Annotated in this window: 14 protein-coding genes; 1 reads left to right on the top strand and 13 read right to left on the bottom strand. The window is 64.8% G+C overall.

What is annotated here, in order from left to right:
* Nucleotides 1–73: 73 nt before the first annotated feature.
* A complete protein-coding gene (locus tag GYA95_RS10430) occupies nt 74–1,378 on the bottom strand; it encodes an MFS transporter (RefSeq protein WP_015270504.1) in 1,305 nt (434 codons plus the stop codon).
* A gap of 520 nt (nt 1,379–1,898) precedes the next feature.
* Between GYA95_RS10430 and GYA95_RS10425 the strand changes: the two genes are divergently transcribed.
* Entirely contained in the window at nt 1,899–2,774 is an 876-nt protein-coding gene (locus GYA95_RS10425) for an AEC family transporter (RefSeq protein ID WP_013972763.1), read from the top strand.
* A 120-nt stretch (nt 2,775–2,894) separates the two neighbouring features.
* Here GYA95_RS10425 and GYA95_RS10420 read toward each other — a convergent pair whose 3' ends face one another.
* From GYA95_RS10420 to tssJ, 12 genes are all read right to left on the bottom strand, one after another.
* Nucleotides 2,895–3,488 carry a hypothetical protein gene (locus GYA95_RS10420; protein ID WP_161551388.1) on the bottom strand — a complete coding sequence of 198 codons (594 nt, stop codon included), beginning with the start codon at nt 3,486–3,488 and terminating at the stop codon, nt 2,895–2,897.
* A gap of 415 nt (nt 3,489–3,903) precedes the next feature.
* The gene (locus GYA95_RS10415) at nt 3,904–5,037 is read right to left on the bottom strand and encodes an HlyD family secretion protein (RefSeq protein WP_161551387.1); all 1,134 of its coding nucleotides are present in this window, start codon (nt 5,035–5,037) and stop codon (nt 3,904–3,906) included.
* A complete protein-coding gene (locus GYA95_RS10410; RefSeq protein WP_015270501.1) occupies nt 5,034–6,683 on the bottom strand; it encodes an MFS transporter in 1,650 nt (549 codons plus the stop codon). Before GYA95_RS10410 ends, GYA95_RS10415 begins: the two co-directional genes overlap by 4 nt.
* Before the next feature lie 159 nt (nt 6,684–6,842).
* Complete coding sequence (gene uvrA / locus GYA95_RS10405) at nt 6,843–9,359, bottom strand: excinuclease ABC subunit UvrA (RefSeq protein WP_038409691.1); 2,517 nt, start codon at nt 9,357–9,359, stop codon at nt 6,843–6,845.
* Nucleotides 9,360–9,514: 155 nt separating this feature from the next.
* Nucleotides 9,515–10,612, bottom strand: a complete 1,098-nt coding sequence (tssA, locus tag GYA95_RS10400) for a type VI secretion system protein TssA (protein ID WP_015270499.1) — start codon at nt 10,610–10,612, stop codon at nt 9,515–9,517.
* A gap of 95 nt (nt 10,613–10,707) precedes the next feature.
* Nucleotides 10,708–11,226 carry an Hcp family type VI secretion system effector gene (locus GYA95_RS10395; RefSeq protein ID WP_013972759.1) on the bottom strand — a complete coding sequence of 173 codons (519 nt, stop codon included), beginning with the start codon at nt 11,224–11,226 and terminating at the stop codon, nt 10,708–10,710.
* A gap of 143 nt (nt 11,227–11,369) precedes the next feature.
* Entirely contained in the window at nt 11,370–13,865 is a 2,496-nt protein-coding gene (gene tssM, locus GYA95_RS10390) for a type VI secretion system membrane subunit TssM (RefSeq protein ID WP_015270498.1), read from the bottom strand.
* Nucleotides 13,862–14,770, bottom strand: coding sequence for a type VI secretion system-associated protein TagF (gene tagF / locus GYA95_RS10385; protein WP_015270497.1), 909 nt, complete (start codon nt 14,768–14,770; stop codon nt 13,862–13,864). The genes tssM and tagF overlap by 4 nt, the downstream gene beginning before the upstream one ends.
* Nucleotides 14,767–18,570 (bottom strand): type VI secretion protein IcmF/TssM N-terminal domain-containing protein, encoded by a 3,804-nt coding sequence (locus GYA95_RS10380; RefSeq protein ID WP_015270496.1) that lies wholly within the window; start codon nt 18,568–18,570, stop codon nt 14,767–14,769. Before GYA95_RS10380 ends, tagF begins: the two co-directional genes overlap by 4 nt.
* Nucleotides 18,571–18,600: 30 nt before the next feature.
* The gene (gene icmH / locus GYA95_RS10375; RefSeq protein ID WP_013972755.1) at nt 18,601–19,317 is read right to left on the bottom strand and encodes a type IVB secretion system protein IcmH/DotU; all 717 of its coding nucleotides are present in this window, start codon (nt 19,315–19,317) and stop codon (nt 18,601–18,603) included.
* Nucleotides 19,314–20,657, bottom strand: a complete 1,344-nt coding sequence (tssK, locus tag GYA95_RS10370; RefSeq protein ID WP_013972754.1) for a type VI secretion system baseplate subunit TssK — start codon at nt 20,655–20,657, stop codon at nt 19,314–19,316. The genes icmH and tssK overlap by 4 nt, the downstream gene beginning before the upstream one ends.
* A complete protein-coding gene (gene tssJ / locus GYA95_RS10365; protein ID WP_015270495.1) occupies nt 20,654–21,376 on the bottom strand; it encodes a type VI secretion system lipoprotein TssJ in 723 nt (240 codons plus the stop codon). Before tssJ ends, tssK begins: the two co-directional genes overlap by 4 nt.
* Nucleotides 21,377–21,396: the final 20 nt, after the last annotated feature.

The raw sequence follows: 21,396 nt of genomic DNA, 5'->3' as shown, positions 1-21,396 counted from the left end.
CAGATCCACAAACCTGCGCGGCCCCTGTGGGAGCGGCCTTGTGTTGCGAAAGGGCTGCAAGGCAGCCCCGGAGTCAATGCGATTCTGAACGCTGCGCCTGCGCTGGCGCAGCACTCTCCACCGGCTCCAGCGGTGGGTGCTCCTGCGCCGCGTGCATCAGATCTTCGGTCACCCGCAGCTCGGCACCGGTCGGCGAGAAGGTGGTCGAAGCTGTAAACGGAGCCGGGTGTTCTGCCGCCGGGCGCTTGCCTCGGCGCCACATGAAGAAGCACACCATGGCCAGGTTGACCACGGCAAAGGCCCAGAACAATCCGGCCTCGCCAAACTCGGTCATCATCGGCGAAATCGCCACCGGCGCCATGGCCGAACCCAGCGAGTTGATCAGCAGCAGGCCCTGGATCATCGGCACCAGTGCATCCGATGGCGCGCGGTCGGCCGCATGGCTGACCGCCACCGGGTACAGGGTGAACACGCCACCACCCAGCAGGAACAGCATCGCCGGCAGCAGGATCGAGTCAGGCGGCAGGAACACCGTCACCAGCGACAGCAGCACGCACAGCCCGGCCAGGGCGATCAGCACATCCTGGCGGTCCTTGCGGTCAGACCAGCGCCCGACCGGGTATTGCAGCAGCATGGCACCCAGAATTACCCAGGCCATCATGTTGCCGACCTCGCCCACATCCAGGCCGATGCGCTGCAGGTACAGCGGCAGCAGGGCATAGATGCCGGCAATGGCCACACCCGAACCGAAGCAGCCGACCAGGCCCGACGGCGCAACGCCCAGCAACTGGCGCGGCTTGAGCGGTTCGACCTGGTCCAGCAGTGGCGACACCCGCGGCAGGATCACGATGGGCAGTACCGACAGGGCGGCGAGCACGCCGGCCAGCATGAACGGTGCGGTGTCACCCATCTGGGTGATTTCGCCAAGGCCGGCCTGGGCGATGACCCCGGCGCCGTAGAAGGCGATCATGTACAGCGCCAGCAGGCGGCCGCGGATCTTGGCGTCACCGGCCAGCAGCAGCCAGCTTTCGATCACCAGGAACACGCCCACTGCCGCCCAGCCGTTGATCAGGCGCAGCACCGACCACCAGGTGACGTCGTAGAACAGGCCTTGCAGCAGGATGGTTACGGCGATCAGCGAGGCGAAGCTGGTATAGGCGCGGATATGGCCGATGCGCAGGATCAGCCGGTCGTTGAAGATGGCACCCAGGGTCAGGCCGATGAAGTAGGTCGAGGAGACCACACCGATGGTGGTGGCTGATTCGCCGGCAGCGCCCAGGCGCAGGGTGGTAAGGGAAGACATGAAGCCGTTGCCCAGGGCAATGATGAACAGCCCGAGCAGGGGCGCCAGCGCCATGGCCAGCAAACGCGGAGACATAGGTACCTCTAGTTGGATGAGCGGAATGAGCGCCTTTTCGGACGCGCACACCGGCTCGACCCGAACGGGGCCGAGTGGCTGCACGGATGTGCCTGGGCTGGATGCGACGTTGCCGGTTGCCACCGTTCAAGGCGACGGGCGAAAAGGAAGCGCGATTCTACGGGCTTGCGCGGTTTTGCCCAAGGGGCTTGGGTGTGCGACGAGACGCCGCAGTCTGTGGGCGACACGAATGCGTCTTGGGCGGACATCCCGGGGCCGCTTTGCGGCCCAATCGCCGGCAAGCCAGCTCCCACCTCGACTGCATCGCCCTCAAGCATTGTGCAGTACCTATGGGGGCCGGCTTGCCGGCGATGAGGCCAGAACAGGCAACACAAGACAGCTACTCCCGCATGGTGGTGATACCTCAAGGCTTGGCGCTGTACCTGTGGGAGCCGGCTTGCCGGCGATTGGGCTGCAAAGCAGCCCCGGCAATCCCGAAGACTGCGGCATAATGCGGGGCCCACCCCCAAGGAAGGCCCCCATGTTCGCTTCGCTGTTCGCCGTCCTGGCCCCGGTTTTCATCGTCGCCGGCATCGGCTATGCCTGGGCCCGCAAGGGCCTGGACTACCCCACCGAATTCATCGCCCGGGTGGTGATGACCGTCGGCACCCCGTCGCTGGTGCTCTCCACGCTCAGCCGCACCGAGCTGGACCCGAACGCCTTCACCAGCATGGCCATGGCCTGCCTGCTGTGCACCTTGGGCATGGCCCTGGCCGGCTTGCTGGTGTGCCGCGCTTCGGGCATGCACTGGCGTGTGCTGTTGCCGGCGTTCATGTTCCCCAACACCGGCAACATGGGCCTGCCGATCAGCCTTTATGCCTTTGGCGAACACGGGCTGGCCTTGGCCGTGGCGTTCTTCCTGACCCTGTCGATCGTGCAGTTCACCCTCGGCATGGCCATTTCCGGTACTGCGGCTTCGTTCAAGGCACTGCTGCGCAACCCTATCGTGATCAGCCTGGCCGGCGCCATGCCGATCATCTTTCTCGATTTCGAGTTGCCGCGCTGGCTGGCCAATACCGCAGACCTGCTGGGCGGCATGACCATCCCGCTGATGTTGCTGACACTGGGCGTGTCGCTGGCCAGCATTCGCCTGCGCCATGTGGGCAGCGGCATGCTGCTGGGCGGCTTGCGCATTGGCCTGGGGGCTGCCGTGGGCTGGGCGGTAGGTGCGGCGCTGGGCATGGGCAACCTGGAGCGTGCGGTGCTGGTGGTGCAGTCGGCGATGCCGGTGGCGGTGTTCAATTACCTGATGGCGGTGCGCGCCAACCGCGAGCCGGAGCAGGTAGCGAACCTGGTGATGTGTTCCACGGTGCTGTCGTTTGCCTGGTTGCCGGTGGTGCTGGCCTGGTGGATGTAAGCCGCTTGTACCGGCCTCTTCGCGGGCATGCCCGCTCCCACAGGTACAGCGCAGCTCTCAAAACCAGTGGTGCACCTGTGGGAGCGGGCGAGCCCGCGAAGAGGCCGGTAAAGCACACGGCTATTTCTCCTGCAACCGCCACCCCTGGCTGGTCAGCACCATCGCCCGGGTTTCCTTGAGCGGTGCGTCATTGCTGGCCACCGCCTTGCCCAGTTCGGCAATGCTGGCCTTGACCCCGTCATCCCCGGCCCAAGCCGGTAACCCGGTGATCTTGTAGGCATAGGTCACATTCGACATCTTCTGCCCAGTCACCTTGCTCGGCTCACTGAACTGCTCGATCGCGGTGACCTGAGCCTTGCCGAAGCACAGCCCGTTATCCGCCTTGTAATACTTGCGGCCTTCGTCGGTGAGGTCATAGGCGTAGTAGATGTCCGTGCGTGCCGCTTGCCACAGGCGGGCGGGCACCTCGGTGCGCGAGATCTCCTTTTCGCTGACCACACCTACCTGGGCCAGGGCATGCAACGCCTTGTTGGTGCCATGGAGGTCGAAGTCCTGGGTCTTGGTCGGGAATGAACTGATGACGAAGCAGTGTGGGTACTGGGTATCGAGGTAGGCCTGGGCGGCCTTCTGGAAACTGGCCTCGCTGGTTTCCTCGCTGTTCGAGCAACCGGCCAGCGTTGCCAACAGCGCCAGCGGCACGATCTTCCTGTACATGGTGACACTTCCTTGAGTGACAAAGGCAAACGGGTCGTGCGCGATTAGAACCTACGGGCTAGAGCGGCGCAATCATGGCAAGACGGCATCTCTGTGTGGGCTGCTGTGGCCCAATCGCCGGCAAGCCAGCTCTCATAGAACAACACATGACTCATTGGTTCGGCGAGGTTCTATAGGAGCAGCCTTGTGCTGCGAAGAGGCCGGTACTGACAAAGCCTGTCTATTGGCTGTACCGGCCTCTTCGCAGCACAAGGCTGCTCCTACAAAGGACGCGTCAGACGAGCGATATTGGTTCTGTGCGCGAAAGCGCAGCCCAAAGGGCTGGGCAATCTCCCACAGGTACACCACAGGCCTTGAGAGCTGCACCGTAACTGTGGGAGCTGGCTTGCCGGCGATTGGGCCGGTAAAGGCAACATCACTGTTCGCCACGGGTATCGATACTGACCACCACCGACATCCCCGGCCGCAAGCGCCGAGCCTCCAGCTGGTCGGCATCCACGGTAATCCGCACCGGTATGCGCTGGGCAATCTTGACGAAGTTGCCGGTGGCATTGTCCGCCTGCAGCAAGGCGAACTCCGAGCCAGTGGCCGGTGAGATCTGCTGCACATGCCCATGCAGCTTCAGATGGTTCAGCGCATCCACGGTGAAACTCACCGGCTGGCCAATGCGCACATTGGCCATCTGGGTTTCCTTCATGTTTGCGATCACCCACAAGGTGTCGGGCACCAGCGCCATCAACTGCGCACCGGAATTGACATAGGCCCCCAGTCGCGTGCCGATCTGCCCCAGCTGGCCGTCGCGCGGGGCGGTGACGCGGGTGTTGTCGAGGTCGATGCGGGCCAGTTCCACGGCGGCCTTGGCGTTTTCCACCGAGGCCTCCAGCGCGGCCCGGTTGACCACCACCGTTTCGCGGTCCTGGCGGGCGATCTCCAGTGCTGCCTTGGCCTGGGCCAGGCTGGCGACCGCTGCAGCTTCGCTGGCTCGGGCCAGGTCCAGGTCGCGCCGCGACACCGAGCCATCGCTGACCAACGCCTGGTTGCGGCCGAGGTCGGCCCTGGCTTTGGTTGCCTGGGCGGCGGCATCGCCGATGGCGGCCTGGCGCTGGGCAATGGTGGCTTCGGCACTGTTACGTTGCTGCAGGTTGTTGGCCAGGGCCGCCTGTTGTTGCTGCAGCTGGGCGATGGCCTGGGCCAGGCGTTGCTTGTAGATGCGGTCGTCCAGTTGCACCAGCAGGTCGCCGGCCTTGACGAACTGGAAGTCATGCACCGGCACATCGACGATATAGCCGCTCAACTGCGGCCCGATGATGGTTACCTGGCCGCGCACCAGGGCGTTCTCGGTGCTTTCGATGGCGCTGCTGAATGGCGGCAGGCGCCAGGCATACAGCACCAGCAGAATGCCGGCCAGGGCCACACAGGCGAAGCTGATCGACGACAGGATACGCACCCGCCGCGAACGCACCGGGCTGGTCGGCTCGCTGGGCGGCGTGGCGCCTTCCGGGGTTTCGGCGATGGCGGTGGTGGTCGTGGTGCGGGTGTTGTCGGTCATCGGGTGGGCGCGCCGGGGGTGGAGTCAGGGGAAAGGGCCCGGCGTTTGGTGTGCCAGAGCCAGGTGCTACGGATACAGATCCAGATCATGGTCAGGATAGCGATGCTGCCGATCAGCACGAACACATCGTTGTAGGCCATGATGTTCGCCTCGCGGGTGGCGGCACTGGCCAGCAGGCGCATGCCGGCTTCGCTGCGCAGGGCCGGGTCGGCAATGATGCCGCCGTAGCCGGCACCGCCACTTTGCACGCGGGCCGTAACCAACGGTTCCAGGTAGCTGAGGCGGTCCATCAGGTGGCTGGAATGGAATTTCTCCCGCCAGGTCTGGAAGGTTCCCAGCAGCGCCGCGCCAATCAGGCCGCCGAGGTTGTTGCAGATGCCGAACAGCACCGAGAAACTCACCAGGTTGCGCGGGTTGGCGCGCACATGGCTGATGCCAAGGGCCATGGATGGGCCGAGGAAGAAGGTGCTGCCGAATGCCAGCAGGAACTGGCTGAGGTACATCTGTGCCGGGCGGGTGAGGTTGCTCGAGCTGCTGTCCATGAAGGCGCCGGTGGCCATGGCCAGCAGCGAGATGAACAGCGGGATCACCAGGTGGTTGGGGTTGATGGTGAGGGCACTGCTGACCAGGCCTGCCACCGCGCCCAGCAGCATGACCGCGTATAGCGTGCGCATCTGCTCGCTGCCCAGGTTCAGCGCCTGCAGGAAGCCGACCGCCCCGGTGGACTGCTCCGAGGTGACCATGCGGATCAGCACCACGCACAGGGCCAGGCGAATGATTGCGCCGCTGCCCAGCCAGCGGGTCATCAGCAGCGGGTTCTGGCGGTTGTGCTCGATGGCCAGGCCGCTGAAGATCAGCGCGATCGAGGCCGCCAGGGCCATGCCGATCCAGGGAGCCTCCAGCCACCAGTCGATACGCCCGAGTGACAGTACGGCGCAAAGCAGGGCGGTGCCGCTGGCCATCAGCGAGAAGGTGAGAAAGTCCAGCGGCTCGAAGGTCTTGAAGCGGTCACCGGGGGGCAGCTTGAGCATCAGCACGCAGCCCAGCGCGGCCAGCGCCAGGCCCAGCTCGAACAGGTACAGGCCGCGCCATTCGGCGATCTGCAGCAGGTCTTCGGAAAATATCCGCGCCAGCGGCAACGCCAGCTGCGAGGCGCCCAGGCCCAGCACCATAGCCTTCAACCGCCATTGCGCCGGGAACGCCTGGATCATGTAGTACAGCCCCAGCGAGCTGAGCGCGGCACCGACCATGCCATGGGCCGCCCGCACGGCGATGGCCGAGTTGAGGTCGTTGACCAGCAGATGGGCGAAGGTGACCAAGGCATAGAGCACCAGGAACACCTCGGTGAACGCGCGCAGGCCGAACTGCTGGCGAAACTTCACCAGCAGCAGGTTGATGGACACGTTGGTCATTACGTAGGCGGCCGGCAGCCAGGCCATCTCCGCCGTGGTTGCGCCCAGCGCACCCTGCAGGAATACCAGGTTGGCGGTGACCAGCGCGTTGCCCAGGCCACCAGTGATCGCCACCAGCAGCCCGACCACGCCGTAGGCCAGGCGTTTGGCGGGTGTGTGCAGGGGCGTGGAGGGGGAGCCCGGCAGGCTGGGTTTTTCGTGGGGGAGCCACTGGCGTGGGGCGTATTTGTCCATGGGGCAGACTGTACTGGAGCGGCCGTTGCAAAAAAACAGTCTACAGCGTGCACCGACCTCTTCGCGGGTAAACCCGCTCCCACAGGGTCACCACAGATCTTGCAAGCTGTGTAAGTACCTGTAGGAGCGGGTTTACCCGCGAAGAGGCCGGTGCAGGCGCTACAAGGCCTTGGCCAGAAACGCCGCAGTGCGGCTTTCAGCACACCCGGCCACCACCTGTGGCGTGCCGCTGACCACCACCTGGCCCCCGGCATCCCCGGCCCCAGGCCCGATGTCGATCACCCAGTCGCTCTGCGCGACCACCCGCATGTCATGCTCGACCACCACCACGCTGTGCCCGCCATCGACCAGGCGGTTGAGCTGCACCAGCAGCCGGTCGATGTCCTGCGGGTGCAAACCGTTGGTAGGTTCGTCCAGTACATACAGCGTCGCCCCGCGGGCCATGCGCTGCAGCTCGGTGGCCAGCTTGATGCGCTGCGCCTCGCCGCCGGACAGTTCGGTGGCCGGCTGCCCCAGGCGCAAATAGCCCAGGCCGATGTCCTGCAGCACCTGCAGGCAGCGGCGCGCCGCTGGCTGCTCGGCGAACACTTGCAGGGCCTGGTCGACGGTCAATTGCAGCACCTGCGCGATGTTCATGCCTTGCCAGCTCACCGCCAGGGTTTCCGGGTTGTAGCGAGCGCCATGGCAGGTTGGGCAGGGCGCGTAGACGCTGGGCATGAACAGCAACTCGACACTGACGAAGCCTTCGCCCTCGCAGTTCTCGCAGCGCCCCTTGGCAACGTTGAAGGAGAAACGCCCGGCATCGAAGCCTTGTGCCTTGGCCTGTTCGGTGGCAGCGAACAGCTTGCGTACATGGTCGAACAGGCCGGTGTAGGTGGCCAGGTTGGAACGAGGCGTGCGGCCGATCGGTTTCTGGTCGACCTGCACCAGGCGCTTGATGCTGCCAAGGCCGGCGCTGACAAACCCGCCGCTGGCCTGTTCGGGTTCATCTTCCAGGCTCTGCTCCTCAGGCTCGCTGCGCAGGTCGGCATGGCCCAGGTGCGCCCCCACCAGCTCCAGCAGAGCCTGGCTGACCAGGCTCGACTTGCCCGAGCCGGAAATACCGGTGACGGCGGTAAAGCAACCCAGCGGGAATGCGGCACTGAGGTCGTGCAGGTTGTTGCGGCTGATGCCTTCGAGCTTCAGCCAGTCGCGGGCCTGGCGAGGTGTGCGCGTGGCCTGGGCCAATGTACTGAACAGGTAGGCCCGGGTGCATGACTGCTCGACCCGGGCCAGGCCGGCGGGCGGCCCGCTGTAGAGAATGGTGCCGCCATGCTCGCCAGCGGCAGGCCCTACATCCACCAGCCAGTCGGCGCGACGCATGGTATCCAGGTCGTGCTCCACCACATACACCGAATTGCCAGCCTGCTTCAGGCGCTGCAGCGCTTCGAACAGGGCTTCGCTGTCGGCCGGGTGCAAGCCGGCCGACGGCTCGTCCAGCACGTAGATCACGCCGAACAATTGCGAGTTCAGCTGGGTGGCCAGGCGCAGGCGTTGCAGCTCCCCAGAGGACAGGGTAGGGGTGCTGCGCTCCAGGGCCAGGTAGCCCAGGCCCAGGTCGAGCAGGGGACCGATGCGTTCGAGCAGTTCGTTGGCGATGCGTTGCGCGGCGAGGCGTTTTTCCAGGGTCAGGTTGCCGTCGTGCTGCTCCAGATAGCCTGGCGCAGCAACCTGACGGAACACCTCGGCCAGCGCCTGCAACGACAACCGCGACAGCTCGCCTATGTCGCAGCCGGCGAAGGTTACGTCCAGCGCCTCACGCTTGAGGCGCTTGCCCTGGCACTGCGGGCATGGGCTGGGGCGCATGTACTGCGACACACGCTTGCGCATCTGCGCGCTCTGCGAGTGCATGAAGGTGTGCAGCACGTAGCGCCGGGCACCGCTGAAGGTGCCCTGGTAACTCGGCTCGAGCTTGCGCTTGAGCGCAGCGCGGGTCTGCGCCGGGGTCAGGCCGGCATACACCGGCACCGTGGGTGTTTCTTCGGTGTAGAGAATCCAGTCGCGTTGCTGCTGGGGCAGGTCGCGCCAGGGGGTATCGACGTCATAGCCCAGGGTCACCAGAATGTCCCGCAGGTTCTGCCCCTGCCAGGCCATCGGCCAGGCCGCTACGGCCCGTTCGCGGATGGTCAGCGACGGGTCGGGGACCATGGTCGCTTCACTCACTTCATAGACCCGCCCCAGCCCATGGCACTCCGGGCAGGCACCTTGCGGGGTGTTGGGCGAGAAGTCCTCGGCATGCAACATCGGTTGCCCGGCCGGGTAGCTGCCGGCGCGGGAGTAGAGCATGCGGATCGAACTGGACAGTGTAGTCACGCTGCCCACCGAGGAACGTGCACTCGGCGTGCCGCGTTGCTGCTGCAGGGCCACGGCCGGCGGCAGGCCTTCGATGGCGTCGACGTCCGGCACGCCGACCTGATCGATCAGGCGCCGGGCATAGGGCGCCACCGATTCGAAGTAGCGGCGCTGGGCTTCGGCGTAGAGGGTGGAGAAGGCCAGCGAGGACTTGCCCGAGCCGGACACCCCCGTGAACACCACCAGCGCGTCGCGAGGGATATCCACATCGATGTTCTTCAGGTTGTGCTCGCGGGCGCCACGAACGCGAATGAAGCCGGTGGGGGCGGGTGAACGTGGCGGCATCTGAGCGGTCCTTGGCGGTTGAGAGCACTCACGTTAGCAGTATTTGTGGTGCCTGTACCGGCCTCTTCGCGGGTAAACCCGCTCCCACAGGGACCGCGTACAACCTGGGTGGGAGCGGGTTTACCCGCGAAGAGGCCCGTGTAGCCGATACAGCATCAGGATCTTGGCTCGCGGGTGCCCAGCACGTCGCGAATGTTGTCCACCACGTTGCTGTCCTTGATCACATCGCTCAGCCAGCCTTCCAGCGGCATGTTGCCCCACTTGATGGCGCGTTCGATCAGGTAAGGCACCGGGCTCTGCGGTTCGCTCTGCTTGAAGAACTGGGCGATACCCGCAAGCATGGTGAAGGCTTCGTCGCGGGTCAGGGGCGTCGTGCGCATCGGCGCAGGCGTGGTGGCCTGGACGGGTGTGTTCATCGGTTCACCTGCTTCGCTGGTGGGGGCAACAGTGGCTTCGGGTTCTGCCGCTGCCACAGTGGCGGGGTGCAGTTCGACACCGCGGTCCTTGAGCAGTTTTTCAGCCAGCTGGCTGGCGCGCGACAGCATGTCGGCAAGGCTGGCAAAGCTGGGCGCCTCATGGCCGAACAGGCGGTCGGCACTGGCTTGCAGGGCTTTGCAGGCCTCCAGGCTGGCGGCGATCTGCAGGGCCTTGGTGCGCAGGTGTTCGGTGTCGCTGAGCGCCACCGAGCGCTGGAAGATTTCGGCGTTGATCTTGCCTTCGTTCAGCGCGGTCTCCATTGCCTTGGGGTTCTGCAAGGCAAGGTTTTCTACGTAGCGTGATTCGTCATAGCGCAACACGCCAAAATTCTGCCCTTGGGTAATGGGCAAGCCACCGGCAATGTCGGTGAGCGTGGTCTTCAGCCAGGACAGCCGCGCAGCGCGTTCGTCCAGGCCATCTTCGAGTGTTGGGTACAGCGTGTCCCAGAATGCTTCCAGTACCTGTTCGGTCAGCCGAAGGCCAAAGGTGATGCCTTCGAAATGTTCACGCTGGGCCAACCCTTCGCTGAGCCAGGCTACCAGCATCAGATCCTTGCTTTGCTGCGCCAGCCCTTGGGCCGACAGGTTGACCACCTGCTCCCAGTCGGCGGTCTTCAGGTCGGTTTGCCAGTCGCCCTGGGTCAGGTAGTCAGGGTCTGCCCGGCGCGCCTCCTTGATCTGGTCGAACAAGGCAGAGAAGCTCAAGTCTTCGCCACTGCCACCCTCGATGGGTGCGGTCAGCGTTGCCAGCGAAAGGTCATTGAGGATTTCAGGCATAAAACACTCTGGTCATGGCAGATGAACAGCGTGCCAGGTCACCTGGCACGCTGTGGGATGTGGGCCGCCGTAGCGGCCCCCGGGTACGCAGGTTATCAGGCAAACACTTTGTTCGCGGTGCGGTCCCAGCCGCCGACGATGTTGCCGCCAGCCTGGCCGTCGGTGCGGTTCTGCTGGGTGTAGGTAGTTTTGATGCGGGCGAAGTTGAAGCTGATTTCTTCGACCGGCAGGTCGCTCACAGCCTTGTCTTCACCGTTCTGGTTGCCACCGGCGATGAAGCGCACCGAGGAGACCACGACTTCTTCCATGTCGATGGTCAGGTAGGTGACCTTGTCACCACCGGCGCGGTTCACGTTCAGCTTCAGCTTGGCGATGTGCTTGCCGGTGCAGCAGTGTTCGAACAGCTTGGCCGAAGCCTTGTCGACCGCCTTGCGGATCTTGAAGTCGCTCAGGGCAACACGCTCGGACGACGCACCGCCCGAGGAGCTGGCGGTAGCCGAGGTGGCCTGGGTGGCGCCGTACTCGTAGCCCAGCACTTCGATCCAGTCCTTGTGCTTTGCATCCAGTACTTCGCCCGGGATGCCGTCGATTTGGATATACGCGTCAAATGCCATTGTGAAACTCTCCATTAACAACATTTAAAGGGTTGCTCATGCGCCCCTTGGTTTTGACCTCGCCGAACCTGTCGGCAGAGGTAGCTTTCCGCTACCCGGGCCTCCTCCTGTGAGGCCCGGGTAGCCGGTTCTTGCAGCGGGCTTCAGTTGAGCCCGCGTACTTCGATTTCCACCCGGCGGTTGGGCTCCAGGCACTTGATCAGTTGCGCCCGCGGTTGCTGCAGGTCGCAGTTGACCAGCGGCTTGCGGCTGCCTTCGCCCTGGGCGACCACCAGTTCGGCAGGTACGCCCTTGCCGACCAGGTAGGTGCGAATGGTCTGCGCCCGCTGTTTCGAAACCTGCAGGTTGCCTTGGCTGTCGCCGAGCTGGTCGGCGTGGCCGGAAATGATGATCTTGCCGATGTCGGGCGTGTTCAGCAGTTTGCTGGCGATCGCGCTCAGCTGGCGCTGGCCCTCGCTCTTCAGGCTCTGGAAGTCGGCCCGGCCGAAAGCGAACAGGGTGTCGGACTCCAGCGTGATGGTCTCGATCGAACGCAGCGACTGGGCGCGCAGGCTGTCGATGTAATTGCGCGAACTGGACATCAGGAAGGCGTTGTCGAGGATACGCGGCACATCCGGCTCACGAATCTGGTCGCTGTAGAAGGTGATCTGGCGGCTGGCGTACAGGTAGTCCTGGTTGCCGCCGGCCTCGCTGGCGGCCGCGGCCATGCTCTTGCCGGTATGGCGAGCGATGGCCGGGTACCAGTAGTCGGGCAGGTGCGCCTTGAGAAACGCCGGGTCGGCGTTTTCGCGTCGGGCCGGCGAGAGCATCACGTAGGTATCCAGCGCTGCCTTGCCGAAGTCGGCGATCGACTGCGCGCGGTTGTCATGTGGCAGCGCCTCGGCCTCGACGCTGTCCACGCCGCTCACAGGCTGCAGTTCGCGGGTGTTGCGCTGGTACACCTTGATCGTGGTCAGCAGGTACAGGGTGCGGGTCAGGTTGTCTGCCGTGGGCTTGAGCATCACGTTCTGCAGCGTGGCGAAGTAACGGCTGCGCAGCAGCGGCTCGACCTCATGGCCCTGGTACAGGCCCAGGCGCATGCCCAGCGGCACGCCCTGTTCGCGGTGCTGCTGATAGTAGTGCTCGGCCCAGAAGCGCAAGCGGTCAAGGCTATGCCAGGCGGCGTACTGGCCGCGGGCAGCTTGGTCGTCGGCCTTGGCCTGGGCCAGTTCGCCGGCGATGCTGGCCAGGGTGGCGCGGTTGTTCAGGTACGACCAGCCCCACAGGCTGCACAGCACCAGGGCTGCCAGGCCGGTGGCGGCAACCCAGCCCGCCTTGCGCCGGCGCTCCCGCGTGTTGCTGGTGTACAGCGCCACCAGGTGCTGGTCAGGGATGATCACCTTGCGGAACAGGCTGTTGATGAACAGCGGCGCCGGCTGGCTGACGGCAGTGGCGGTGCCTTCGGCATGTTCGAGGGCGAAGCGTTCGGCCACATGCTGGCCGTGGCTGCCCCACAGGGCTTCGTCGGCCTGCAGTGCGGCAGTGAAATAGAACCCGCGCAGCATTTCGGCATTCTGGTACGGGTTGGCACGCAACAGGCTGTCGACGAACTGCTGCAGGCGCGGCTTGAGCGCGGCCAGCTCCAGCGGGAAGCGGTAGGCAGCGTTGTTCTGCCGGGTGACCTGAATGTCCTGCTGCACCAGGTGCTGGCTCGCCACCTGCTGCCAGTAACCGGTCAGTTCGTCCATCGCCTTGCCGAAGCGCTGGCCCCAGTCGGCCTGCGCGTAACCCTTGTGCGAGAAGGTCTTGCCCATCACCTCGCCACGCGCGGCGTCGTCAAGCTGGCGATAGAACGGGGTGAAGCCGGGGATCAGGTCGCACTTGGTGAACACCAGGTAGATCGGCAGGCGCACTTCCAGCAGCGCGCAGCTTTCCTGGATCCGTTCACGCAGGCGCTTGGCCACGCGGTCCTGGTCCTCGGCCGAGCCATGCAGGATGTCGGCGATGCTGACGCTGACGATCAAGCCGTTGAGAGGGCGGCGTTGGCGATGCTGGCGCAACAGCTGCAGGAAGCCGCGCCACTTGCCGGCTTCTTCGGGGCTGTTCATGTAGCGCCCGGCGGTATCCAGCAGCACGGCTTCGGAGCTGAAGAACCAGTCGCAGTTGCGCGTGCCGCCAAGCCCCGCAACCCGTGCGCCTTCGCGTTCGGCATAGGGGAAGTTCAGGCCCGACTGCAGGATCATCGTGCTCTTGCCGGCGGCCGGCTGACCGATCACCAGGTACCAGGGCAGGGCGTACAGCGCGTCCTTGGCCGAGGTGCCGCGAGGTGTGTTGCTGCGCAGGCGCTCGATGCTCTGCAGCAGGCGTTCGCGCAGCAGGCTTACTTCTTCGCGGTCGGCGGGGGTGGCGTTGAGTACCGCCTGGTCGGCATCGTCGCGCAGCAACCCTTCGAGGTTGTGGTGCTGGCCGGCGCCGCGGTACAGCAGCAGTACATAGCCCGCCGACAGCAGCAGAAACACGCCGATACCGGCCAGCAGGCTATGCAGCGAGGCGAAGCCCAGGGCGCAGCCGATGGCCCAGACCAGGAAGATCGCCAGGAAGAACGCCACTCCCAGCAGGTAGGGTTGGTAGCGCAGGCAGTAGTACTTGATCTTGTTCATACAGGTGTCGCATCCAGCGCATCGACGAACTGGTCGATGACATGTTCAAGAGATCGGTCGTAATCGTGCAGCCGTGGCGGTACCGTCAGCGGGTCGAGCGGCTCCAGATGCTGACCTGCTTCGGCGCAACCACTGAGCAGGCGGTAGGCACAGTTGGCGTGGCGCGACGGCAGGCAGTACAGCCGTGGTTTCATGAAGTCGTCGGCCAGCAGGCTCACCGCCGGCACGCCGGGCTGCCGGCTCATGCGGGTCAGCCAGGTCAGCCAGAGGTCGGCGGTAGGGTTTTTCAGGCCGCGTTCGGCCGGCAAGGGCAGCTCGATGCCACCGGCGAAATCGTTGTGCAGCACGGCTCGGCTTGCCTGCAGCAGCGCAAGCGCCTTGTCACTTTTGAAGTCCGGCCAGGAGCGCAGCAGGGCGCGGGCGACATCGGCCAAGCTGAAATCCTTGAGGAATTTGGCGTGCACCTGGCGAAACAGGTCGAGGTCCTGGGCCTGCAGCGGCCGCAGGGCCTTGATGCGTTCGAACAGGCTGGCGCAGTCAGCGCCCTGCACCGCCTGGTGCAGCATCGGCTTGATCTGCGCGCTGAACAGCTCGCCGAGGGTGAACGGGTTCACCAGCATCGTGGCTCCCTCGCCCTTGAGCAACTGGAAGATGAAGAACGGGTAGCGTCGCTGGCTGGCATCCCGCGAGCTGAGCAGGCCACCCAGCAGCCAGTTGCCGTTGCTCGCGCGGTAATTGAAGAAGCACATCGGCAGTGCGTCGAACAATGCCTGCCAGTCTTCGCGGTGGCGCATGGCCGCCAGCGCAGACTGCAGCCAGGCGTCGAACTCGCAGACTTCTTCCGCCGCGCCATGCAGGCTGACGAAGTCTGCGCTCGACGGCAGCTTGCCGAAGCAACCGATCATTGGGCGCCCCTGTCGTTGAGGGCGCTCAGCGCCTTGACATCACCCAGGTCGGTCAGTTTCACCCCACCGAAGTTGCGCACTACAAGGCTCACGCGGCCGCTGGCGGTGTTCCAGCTGAAGCGTTGCTGAATGCCGTCCAGGTCTTCGACCCGGGCGCTTTCGTTCATGCGCAGCAGGCCCCAGCGCCCGGGGAAGTCGAACACGGTGACCCGCGCGCCACTGAGGGTGACCACATCCAGGCGGGCACCCGGAGCGTTGCTGGTGCCCGGCCAGGCGAAGCGGTTCCAGCTACTGCGGCCGTTGCGGTAGTGCTGTTCCTGGCCATCGAGGGTGAACACGATGTCGGTGAAGTTGGCAGAAGGTTCCAGCATGATTTCGAAGCCGTTGTCACGGTCCGACAGGCTGGCGATCACCTGGCCCACGGAGCTGGCCTTGTCGATGCTGTTGAGCATGCCTGGGTTGACCAGCGCCGGTGCCTTGCCGTCGCCCACACCCAGGCCTTCACCCCCGGCCAGGTTGCCGATTTCGTTGCGCTTGAAGGCCGGCAGCAGGCCGCTGTCGGGGTCGACGAAGCGCTGCAGGTCCTTTACCGACGCCTCGTTGCGGCTGCTGCCGGCAATCGGGTAGCGGTGCGCCATGACCTGTTCCCAAGGCTTGGCGATCTGCTGCGCCCAGGCCTTGGCGATCTGCTGGCCGGCCGGGTCGCGCAGGGTCGCCCAGGCATACTGGATAGGCAGGCTGAACAGCCCCTGCAGCGAGCGCGACAGGCCGTCCTGGCTGGTGTCGACGCTGCTTTCCACATAGTTGCGCACGTTGGTGACTTCGCTCGGCTGGCCTTCTAGGGTCTCGCTGATCAGCTGCTTGCTGCTCTTGCCCACATCCTGCGAACGCTGGATGTTGTTCATGCGCACCTTGAGCTTGCGCAAGGCGGCCAGGTAGCGGTCCATGATGGTGCTGTCGGCGCCTTCGGCGTTGTTTTCGGCAAATACCCGCGCCACCGGTTCGAAGCGCTTGGCCAGGCTGCCGTCGTCCACCGCCGGCAGGGCCGGGGCGACGTTGGCGGGCAGGGCGTCCTTGGTGTCGAGCAGGCCGGAGACCTTGCTCCAGAAGCCGTCTTCGCGGGTACTACCGGGGGCCGGGATGGCGTGCTTGACCGGCAGGTCCCACTGGGTGTTGTCATTGACCGCCGCCAGCAGGTTCTTTACCGGCGAGTTCTGCACATCGCTGAGCAGCCCCAGCTGCTGGGTGGCCGAGGCCAGGTCGGCGAAGTGGCGTACCCCCACGCTGCTGACCATCTTGTACCAGGCCTGGGTGTAGTCGCGCTTGTAGCGGGTCATGAACTCGCGCACGAAGTTGGCCTTCTGCACGATGGCATCGCCGCCTTCACCGTCCAGCACCCAGTCCGACTCGTTGCGCAGGTTGCCCGACACCAGCTTGATCAGTTCCGGCTTGACGAAGGTGTCCCAGCCCTGGCGGGTATAGATTGCCGGTACGCCAGCAGAGCCATACAGCAACGCGCGGCCCGGTTGCGGCACCAGGTCGTTAAGGCTCAGGGCCGGGAACTGGCGGCTCGACTCGAGTTGCAGGCGCAGGTACTCGCGATCGACCAGCGAGCTGGAGATCATGAACGACTTGAGGTTTTGCCGGGTTTCGTTGATCAGCTGTTCGTTACGCGGCAACGACGGCGCCTGGCCTTGTTCCAGCAACTGTACGTAAAGCGGGGCATTTTCTGCGATCACGGCTGCGTCGGCCGGAGTGCCTTCGGTGGCGGCGCTGGCCCAGGCCTGGGGCAGGTTGGCAGCGACGAAGGCCGGGTCCGGATGGCCTTGGGGCTCGGTCAGCAACAGGTACAGCTTGAGGGTGTTGTAGGCATCGATGATCGAGGCCACCTGCTGTTCGTCGAGGCGCCCGAGCATTTCTTCGGACAGTGACAGGCCACCGGTGGTGGCAGACAGCTCGGCGGCATCGCTGGCGGTGGCCAGGTTGACCTTGGCGGCATAGGCACCGGCGCGGCTGTTGCCCAGCGCAGCCTGGGCCTTGGCTGCAATGGCCGGGGCCAGCGGCTTGCCATTGCGTTTTTTCGGTGTCGGGGCCGGGGTGAATTCCAGCTCCTGGTTGATACCGTTGGCGAAGGTGTTGAAGGCCCGCATCTGCACTTGCAGGCTGCGTGCGATCGGCTCCAGCGCCTGGCTGCGCAGTTGCGCCAGGTAGGCGGTGCGAGTCACCTGGTGGATGGCTTCGCCATGGTACAGGCCACCCCCCAACTGCAGTGGTACACCCTGCAGGCGATGGTTTTCGACGCGGGCCATCTGTTCGCGCAGCACTTCCAGGCCCTTGCCAGCGGCCAGCTGCTGCTCGCGGTCTTCTGCCTGCTCGATCTGCGCCAGCTGCACGCGCAGGCTGTCCAGCCATTGGCGGTTATTGGTGAACGACAGTGCCTGCCAACCGATGAACAGCAACCCGGTGGCGGCGGCCAGGCCCAGCAGCAGCGGGCTGAACGCAGCCTGGCGGCCCAGGCGCGACTGGTACAGGGTCAGGTCGCGATCGGGGAAGATCACCTGGCGGAAGGTGTCGGTGATGAAGTAGCTGCGGTTGCCCGCGGCCTTGCCGACGTTCTCGGTGTGCTCATCGTAGGCGGCTTGCAGGGCGAATTCGTCGGCGATGACGTCTTCGTATACCTGCCCCAGCTGCTGCCCGGTCTGCAGGGCGCTGGTGAAGTACAGGCCGCGCAGCAGCAGCGGGGCACCGCCGCGATGGCCGCGGGTGAAGTGCTCCAGGAACTGCTCGAGGACACCGCTGAGTGCGGCGAAGTATTGCGGGAAGTTCAGCAGGGTGCTGTCGGCTTCGGCACCGAGGGCGATCACCTGTGCGTCGACATGCTGGCGAATGTGGTTCTGCAGGTTGCCCAGGCGCGTCTGCAGCACGGCGTGCAGGCCGTTGTTGCGGATTTCCGACAGGCCGAAGGTCATGCCCAGCGGTTGCTGGCGTTCATGCAGGTCAAGGCCGTCGAACGCCTGGCTGAAGCCCGGCAACTGGTCGGTCTTGCTCAGCATCAGGTACACCGGCGGGTTGGCGTCGAGGCACTCGGCGTATTCTTCCACCCGCGCCACCAGCTGGGCCGCCAGGGCATTGCGTTCGTCGCTGTTGGCTGCCAGCAGCTCGGGCAGGCTGACCACCATTACCAGGCCATTGATCGCCGCCTTGCCGCGCTGCTTGCGCAGCATGCGCAGGAAGGCCGAGAACTCGCTGGCCGACTGGTCATCACGCAAATAGCGGCCGGCGGTGTCGATCATTACCGCGTCGGGGCTGAAGTACCAGTCGCAGTGCTGGGTGCCGCTTTCGCTGTCGTTGGCCGTGGCAATGCTGGCCGACAGGCCGGAATGGGTCAGCAGCGAGGTCTTGCCGGCTGCCGACATGCCAACCACCAGGTACCAGGGCAAGTCGGACAGTGCCGCCTTGCCACCGCCTCCAGCGGAGCGGTCGGTGCGCAACATGGCAATGGCATGCTTGAGGCGTTCGCGCAGCACCTGCTGGTCACGGAACTCGCCAGTGGCATTCCACGAGCGATCAACCTCGATCTGCAGCAGGTTCTCCAGGTTGTGCTCGGCGCGAATGCGCTGGTATTGGCGCAGCACGATCACCAGCAGGAAGCAGGCGCTGATGATTGCCAGTGCTTCGGGCAGGTGCTGTTGCAGCCATGGCAGCAACGGGGCGACCAACCAGCAGGTCAACAGGCTCGCCAGCCACAGCAGCAGCAGGAGAAACCAGAAATTCTTCAAAAGGCGCAGTAATGTTTTCATGTCTTCCTGACTCGGCTACCTGACGTTTGCTCAGGCACTGAACAGCTGGCGGATTTGTTCGGAAAGGGCGGCGACGTCCTTGTCCAGCAACCAGTCCAGCGTCAGGTACACGGCGACGCAGACCAGCGCGATCAGCGCCAGGTAAACCCACAGCGGCACCTCGTGGCGCAGCATCTGCGACACCTGGTCGGGCAGTGCCCAGTCCGGTGACAGTGCTTTGGGCGCCTTGCGGTAGCGGGCAATATCCTGGCCCAGGGTATTGGCCAGGTAGCGCAGCTGGTCTTTCTGGCCGAGGCTGAACTTGCCCTCGAAGCCCAAGGCCAGGCACAGGTGGTAGACCTCGAGCACATCGATGTTCTGCTTGACGTCGGCACGCAGCGCATCGACCTTCTCGAAGAAGCCTTCACCCGCCAGGTGCACGCCGAAGTAGCGGAACTGCAGCGGCTGCAGCTCGAAGTGCTGGCGCAGCTGGTTGTCGCTCGCGCGCAGCACGCTCTCGTCGAGGAAGGCACACAGCGCGTACTGGGTGTCCTTGACCTGTTCGGCGCTGTAGTTGGCAGCGCGTGCTTCGCGTTCCAGGTTGGCGAAGAAGCGTTCCACGCTGGCTTCGAAGGCCGGCACCGAGGTGACCTGACGACCACGCCGCACGATCAGGGCCATGCTGATGAAGTCCTGGACCAGGTCCTTGAGCGTCGGTTTGTCGTTGGCGGCCGCGACGGCGCCCTGTTGCAATACGGCTTCGGTCATTTGAGCACCGCCATCAGTTCAAGCTTGAGGTTGGTAAAGGCGCTGGGCGCGTAGAAGCAGATGGTCTGGGCATTCATCATTCGCTCGTAGACATGGCCATGCGGCTCGATGGCGAAGTACTGGTTGTCCAGGCGCACCGGAATTGCGTTGGGCAGCCGTGCGGCATGGTTGAGCGTGACGCCGGGCATCGCGCTGTTGACCACCACCTCGATGTCTTCCGGCGAGCCGACCTTGAATGCCCGCGGTACCAGCTCCAGCAGGCTGGCACCAGGCATGTCGGCATGGACCGAGATATAGAAGTCGGCCTCGGTCAGGCGTGGATCGTGCAACTGGCCCTGCCAGTACGACGGCTTGGTCTGGTTGAGGTTGATGACGATGCACTGGTTGGGCACCACGTTGTCGAGCATCACCCGGATCATCTCGTCGAGCTTGACCAGCGACGCGGCCGGGTCGTGATGGTCGTATTCGGGGATGTCGCTGAGCTGGGTGTCCAGGGTGAACGTCAGCAGGCCACCCGCCAGGTCGGCGAGGAACAGGTACAGGCGCTCGGGGTGCAGGCGCGGGTGCGCCAGCAGATGGGCCAGCTGCGGGTGGGCGCGGTTGACGGTGTTCAGCAGCCAGAACAGGGTTACGTCGCTGGAGCCGAACTCGGCGATCTGGTCGGCGCGTTCGCGGCGTCGGCCGGACAGGGCCTTGCTCTTGGCCTGCAGGGCGCCGAGCAGGCGCTTGCCGATGCCGGCCAGGGTCTCGTGGCTGCCCAGATGCAGAGTGGGGTGGACGAAATGCGGGTCGAGATTGAAACCGCCCATGCTGTTGCGGGTCAGCCTGGCCAGCGGGCAGTGGCTGTAGCCGTCCAGGCTGTCACCGTCCACCAGCAGCACCACGTTCAGGCGCAGGCTGGTGATTTCGTTTTCCAGCTCGCCTTCATTGAGGTCGGGCAGGGTATCGAACTGCTTGCGGAAACGCCGCGCGGCCTTGTGTTCCTGGCCGTCCTCGACATAGTTCAGGCCGAATGGCTCGGGCAGTTTCAAGGCAGCATGGACCTTGAGGTCGTTGGCCTTGAGCAGGTCCTTGAGGTCGCGGGCAGCCGGCAGCGGGTCATGCTGCGGCGCGTCGTACAGGCTGCCATCGGGGAACACCAGCTTGAGGCGCTTGAGCTGCAGCGAACCGTTGGCCAGGGCGTCCTCATCCACCTGCAGTACCTGCACACCCCAATGGAATGGGGTGGTGCGCAGGGTCGCCTCGGCCAGCTGGTGCTGGTGGAACTCATCCTGGTACTGGAAGTGCTGGGGCAGCAGGAACATGCCTTCCGACCACATCACCCGGCTCTGCTTGCTCATTTGACGCTATCCACTAAAGAGTTGAAGGTTGAATCCATGGTGTTCTGTGCCGATTTGCTGGCGGCATCGCTGGCCTTGTCGAGCACGGCGTCCTGCACCTTGTCGGTGAGCGTCGGTGCGTTGTCCCGGGCCTTCTGCGCGGCTGCCAGCTGGTCGGCAGTCGGCGGTTTGTTCAGTACGTCGACGCCACGCATGGCGCTGATTTCGGTGTTGTCCACCAGCACCCGCAGGCCGTCGGAAGAGAACCAGATACCGTCCTTGCGCAGCGAGTTGGCGTCGAAGGCGACCTTCCAGCGCGCGTCCTGTTCGTTGCGGAAGAAAGCTGCCACGCCGACGTAGCGAGCGCTTTTGGCCAGTGGCCATTGGTCGATCTGGCCGATGCCCGGCAGCAGGGTGATTTCGCGGGCTTCCACCAGGGTGTTGCCCAAGGCCTTTTCCGGGGTGTCCCACAGGGTCTCGGCATCGGTCGCGGCGAAGCGTTCGAGGTCGGTCAGCTGGTACACGCGCATCACCACCGACAGCGGCTTGCCCTCGGCATCGGGGTTGAGCTGGTTGCCGCCGTCGGAGGTCAGGATGACCTTTTCGCTGTCGGCCAGCATGTCGGCCGCCCAGCTGTCTTCCATGCGCTTGCCGATACGGTCGGTGACCCCGCAGCCGGCCAGCGCCACCAGCAAGGCAGCTGTGGTCAGGCGTTTGAGGGCGGTGTGCTTGTGTTGCATGACGGCAAAACCTCCGTGTA

The organism is Pseudomonas asiatica (genome assembly GCF_009932335.1).
In the GTDB taxonomy this organism is placed as follows: Bacteria; Pseudomonadota; Gammaproteobacteria; order Pseudomonadales; family Pseudomonadaceae; genus Aquipseudomonas; species Aquipseudomonas asiatica.
This window is presented reverse-complemented; position numbering and strand designations above follow the sequence as displayed.

Coding starts and splice junctions, on each gene's coding strand:
- GYA95_RS10430 (WP_015270504.1), bottom strand. CDS start 1,378: ATGTCTCCGCGTTTGCTGGCCATGGCGCTGGCGCCCCTGCTCGGGCTG.
- GYA95_RS10425 (WP_013972763.1), top strand. CDS start 1,899: ATGTTCGCTTCGCTGTTCGCCGTCCTGGCCCCGGTTTTCATCGTCGCC.
- icmH (WP_013972755.1), bottom strand. CDS start 19,317: ATGACCGAAGCCGTATTGCAACAGGGCGCCGTCGCGGCCGCCAACGAC.
- tssM (WP_015270498.1), bottom strand. CDS start 13,865: ATGAACAAGATCAAGTACTACTGCCTGCGCTACCAACCCTACCTGCTG.
- GYA95_RS10415 (WP_161551387.1), bottom strand. CDS start 5,037: ATGACCGACAACACCCGCACCACGACCACCACCGCCATCGCCGAAACC.
- uvrA (WP_038409691.1), bottom strand. CDS start 9,359: ATGCCGCCACGTTCACCCGCCCCCACCGGCTTCATTCGCGTTCGTGGC.
- GYA95_RS10410 (WP_015270501.1), bottom strand. CDS start 6,683: ATGGACAAATACGCCCCACGCCAGTGGCTCCCCCACGAAAAACCCAGC.
- tssK (WP_013972754.1), bottom strand. CDS start 20,657: ATGAGCAAGCAGAGCCGGGTGATGTGGTCGGAAGGCATGTTCCTGCTG.
- GYA95_RS10395 (WP_013972759.1), bottom strand. CDS start 11,226: ATGGCATTTGACGCGTATATCCAAATCGACGGCATCCCGGGCGAAGTA.
- tagF (WP_015270497.1), bottom strand. CDS start 14,770: ATGATCGGTTGCTTCGGCAAGCTGCCGTCGAGCGCAGACTTCGTCAGC.
- GYA95_RS10380 (WP_015270496.1), bottom strand. CDS start 18,570: ATGAAAACATTACTGCGCCTTTTGAAGAATTTCTGGTTTCTCCTGCTG.
- GYA95_RS10420 (WP_161551388.1), bottom strand. CDS start 3,488: ATGTACAGGAAGATCGTGCCGCTGGCGCTGTTGGCAACGCTGGCCGGT.
- tssA (WP_015270499.1), bottom strand. CDS start 10,612: ATGCCTGAAATCCTCAATGACCTTTCGCTGGCAACGCTGACCGCACCC.
- tssJ (WP_015270495.1), bottom strand. CDS start 21,376: ATGCAACACAAGCACACCGCCCTCAAACGCCTGACCACAGCTGCCTTG.